The following is a 3,665-nucleotide window of genomic DNA, read 5'->3' as shown; positions in this document are numbered from 1 at the left end:
GGCCCATCAGCCAGCCGACGGGCAGCACGACGAGCGCCACGATCACGATCACGGCCGGCGAGGCGAGCAGGAGCATCAGCCCCTGTTCGCGGCGCCGGTAGCGGAGGGATGGGTCGATCGCGCTCATCTCGTCTCTCCCGTCATGCTCGGGCCTGACCCGGGCATCTCCTGCAAGAGGTTCTCGGGTCCGCGCTTGGCGCGGCCCGAGAATGACGTCTGTCGGCTGCTCACTTCTGGGTGAAGGAGAGCCAGCGCTTCTCGGCAGCCTCGCCGGCAGCCGAGGTCCACCAGGCATAGGACATCAGCGCCTGGGCCTTGGCATTCTCCGGCGCGCTCGGCAGCTCCTTGACGCGCGCGGCCGGGATCACGCCGGTGTCATAGGCCTTCGGATTTGCCGGGCCGTAGTCGATCTGCATCGGCAGATTGGCCTGGTGCACCGGGTCGACCGCCTCGTTCAGGAACTTGATCGCGGTCGGCAGGTTCGGCGCGCCCTTGAGCACGCAGAGCGAGGTGCTCTGCAGGATGCCCTGGTTATAGGTGTAGGTGACCTTGGCGCCTTCCTTGACCAGCGCGCTGATGCGGCCGTTCCAGGCCATCACCATGTCGACCTCGCCATCATTGAGGAGCTGGGCCGACTGTGCACCCGAGGTCCACCAGACGGTGATGTTGGGCTTGATCTCCTCGAGCTTCTTGAAGGCGCGGTCGACATCGAGCGGGTAAAGCTTGTCGGGCGCGACGCCGTCGGCCATCAGCGCGGCTTCGAGCGTGGCGAGCGGGTGGTTGCGCAGCGAGCGCCGGCCCGGGAACTTCTTAACATCCCAGAAATCGGCCCAGGTCTTGGGCGCGCTGGCCGCGTCCGGGAATTTCTTCAGGCTGTAGCCGAGCACACTGGAATAGAACTCGTAGGCGATCGAATAGTCGCTGCGATATTCCGCCGGCATCGCGGCCGCGTTCGGGATCTTGCTGAAATCGAGCTTCTCGACGATGCCCTGCTCGCCGCCGCGCAGGCAGAAATTGGTGGCGACGTCGACGACATCCCAGGTCGGCTTACCCGTGGCGACCTGCGAGCGCATGATCGGCCAGGCGTCGGGCACGCTGTCCTGGTTGATGGTGATGCCGAGCTTCTTGGCGGCGGGGTCGAGGATCGCGATCGTCTGCGCCTTCTGATAGGCGCCGCCCTGCGAGACGAACAGCATCTGCTCGGCGGCGGATGCCGGGACCGTGCTCATCAGCGCCATGGCGAAACCTGCAGCAGCGCAGGCAAGCCGGGTGTTCACGCGTCGTTTGGCCGAATCGTGCTTAAGCATGTCTAGTCCCCTGTTTTTGGATCGGATCTTCGAGCTACCGTCCGATCGCGTCTAGAAACTGATACCAGCCGGCGACCATGCGGACGGCCGGTTCTCGAAGCGGATAGAAGGGCACGCGCCGCATCCGGGCAGCGTCGAGCAGCCCGACATCGGGCGCCTCGCCACGTGCGTAGGCGGCAAGGTAGCGCCCCATCAGGCTCGACATCGCGACGCCCGCGCCATTATAGCCCATGGCGAACAGCACGCGGTCGTCGAGGCGCCCGACATGGGGCACCGAGTCGAGCGTCATCGCGACCAGCCCGGACCAGCGATAGGCCAGGGGCACCTCCGAAAGCTGCGGGAAGATGCCGGTCATCGCCTTGTGCAGGGCGCGGAAGGCGGCCGGCGAATCCTGCTTCCCGAAGGCGCCGCGCCCGCCGAAGATCACCCGGTCGTCGACCATGCGGAACCAGCGCATCATCCGCTTGGTCTCGGTATAGGTCCGCCGGGTCGGCATCACGCTCGCTGCCAGATTGGGCGAGAGCGTGTCCGTCGCGATGATGGCGCTGCGGAACGGGATCAGCGTGGTGCGGAACGCGGCGGTCGCCTGGGTCAGGTCGGAATAGCTGTTGGTGGCGATGATCGCCTGCCGCGCCCGGACCGTCCCGCCAGGCGTCTCGACCAGCACGCCGCTGCCCTCGCGCCGCAGCCGCAAGGCCGGCGTCTCCGCATGGATCGCGATGCCGCGTTTGATGACGCCGCTGGCGAGACCGTGCAGGTAGTTCAGCGGGTGGATGCCGCCGGAGCCGGCATTGAGCACGCCGCCGACGAAGCCGTCCGAGCCGGTCTCTTCGCGAACCTGATCGGCGCTGAGCACCGACATGGTGGTGTCGCCGAGTTCGGCCTTCAGCCATTGCGCCTCGGTGACGGCGTAGTTCAGGGTCTCGTGGTTATGCGCCGCCTTGACCTGTCCCGAGCGCGTCAGGGCCGCATTCTCGATGCCGAATTCATCGACGAGCTCGGAGACAATATCGGTCGCCTCGAGCGCGATATCGTACATGCGCCGCGCCATGTCCCGGCCATAGGCAGCGGCAATGGCGGGGAAGGAGATGCGGAACTTCGCGGTGATGACGCCGCCATTGCGCCCGCTTGCGCCCCAGCCCGGCCGGTTGGCCTCCAGCACGATAGGCCGGAGACCGCTTTGCGCCAGATGATGCGCCGCCGACAGCCCCGTATAGCCCGCGCCGATGATGACGACATCGGCCTGCGCGTCGCCCTGCAAGGGCGGCAGGTCGCGCAATGGCGCGGCCGTGGCCTGCCAGAGCGACGGCGCGGGGTCGAGAGCTTGCCAGGGCGCTGCGCTGGACACCGGCGCTTACGCCTTTTCGGCCTCGACCGCGTCGGCGAGCGCCGCCAGGGTCGGGAAATGATAGTCGGGTCTGGTCAGTTCCGGTACGGCCGGCGTGCCGCCGAAACCCTTCTGGCCCTGGCGCCGCTCGATCCAGCAGGTCTTGTAGCCGAGCGATTTGGCGACGCCGATGTCGTGATACTGGCTCTGAGCGACATGCAGGATCTCCTCCTGCTTGTAGCCGAAGGCCGATTGGCGACCGCGGTTGAAGGCGAAGAACAGCGGATCGGGCTTGGGATGGATCGCCTCGTCGGCGGTGACGCTGTCGTGGAACGGGTTGCCGAGCGTGTGCGAATAGAAGGCGAAGGTCGAGCGGTCGGCATTGGTCATGGCGACCAGCCGGTAACGCTTGCGCAGCCGCGCCAGCGCCTCGGCGGAATCCGGAAAGGCCGGATGCTGCAGAATGGCGTATTGGAAGGAGTCGGCCGAGGCCTCGTCGGCGGGCAGGCCGAGTTCCTTGGCAAGGTGGATGTAGACGAGCTTCATCACCTCGCTGGAGCGCTCATAGTTGAGCTCGCGCCCCCTGAGATAGGGCGCGAAGATCTCGTCGTCGCTCAGCTTCGCCGCCGCTGGCCCGCCGATGCGGCGCACGGCATTGAGAACGCCGCTTTCGAAGTCGATCAGCGTGCCGACGACATCGAATGTGAGAACCTTGAAATCACTGAGCGCCATGGCGTCGACTTCTCTTGGACGGTTGGAAGGGTTTGGACAGTTGGAAGGGTTTGGGCAGTTGGACGGATAAAGGGCAGGGTCAGCCGTCCGTTTTCGGGACGATGATCGTGTCTTGAGGATGCAGGCTGACCGCGAGGCGCTCGCCGATCGGCGGGATGCGGCGGGCGGCCTCGAAATGGCTGGGCTGGCGCAGGCTGAGCGGTGTGCCGTCATCGAGCGCGAGGAAGACGCGCAGGCTCTCGCCCTGGAACACGACGTCGGTGACGCGGGCCGAGAAGCGGTTGCGCTCGGGCGCGCCG

At 66.5% G+C, this 3,665-nt stretch carries 4 protein-coding genes; all 4 read right to left on the bottom strand.

Annotation, left to right across the window (positions count from 1 at the left end; genetic code table 11):
• Positions 1 to 227 precede the first annotated feature (227 nt).
• On the bottom strand, positions 228 to 1,238 hold the full coding sequence (locus CYD53_RS29650; RefSeq protein ID WP_181012087.1) for an ABC transporter substrate-binding protein: 1,011 nt from the start codon (positions 1,236 to 1,238) through the stop codon (positions 228 to 230).
• 103 nt (positions 1,239 to 1,341) lie between these two features.
• The gene (locus tag CYD53_RS29645; RefSeq protein ID WP_103721663.1) at positions 1,342 to 2,655 is read right to left on the bottom strand and encodes an NAD(P)/FAD-dependent oxidoreductase; all 1,314 of its coding nucleotides are present in this window, start codon (positions 2,653 to 2,655) and stop codon (positions 1,342 to 1,344) included.
• 6 nt (positions 2,656 to 2,661) lie between these two features.
• Positions 2,662 to 3,366 (bottom strand): HAD-IA family hydrolase, encoded by a 705-nt coding sequence (locus CYD53_RS29640; protein ID WP_103721662.1) that lies wholly within the window; start codon positions 3,364 to 3,366, stop codon positions 2,662 to 2,664.
• Positions 3,367 to 3,445: 79 nt separating this feature from the next.
• Positions 3,446 to 3,665: TOBE domain-containing protein (locus tag CYD53_RS29635; RefSeq protein WP_146056044.1), on the bottom strand; the 220-nt coding region annotated here is incomplete at its 5' end.

Origin of the sequence: Allobosea psychrotolerans (assembly GCF_002917105.1) — a bacterium.
Taxonomy (GTDB): domain Bacteria; phylum Pseudomonadota; class Alphaproteobacteria; order Rhizobiales; family Beijerinckiaceae; genus Allobosea; species Allobosea psychrotolerans.
This window is presented reverse-complemented; position numbering and strand designations above follow the sequence as displayed.

What these genes read in the sequence shown, in the direction of transcription:
- CYD53_RS29650 (WP_181012087.1), bottom strand. Translation starts at nt 1,238, where the DNA reads ATGGCGCTGATGAGCACGGTCCCGGCATCCGCCGCCGAGCAGATGCTG.
- CYD53_RS29640 (WP_103721662.1), bottom strand. Translation starts at nt 3,366, where the DNA reads ATGGCGCTCAGTGATTTCAAGGTTCTCACATTCGATGTCGTCGGCACG.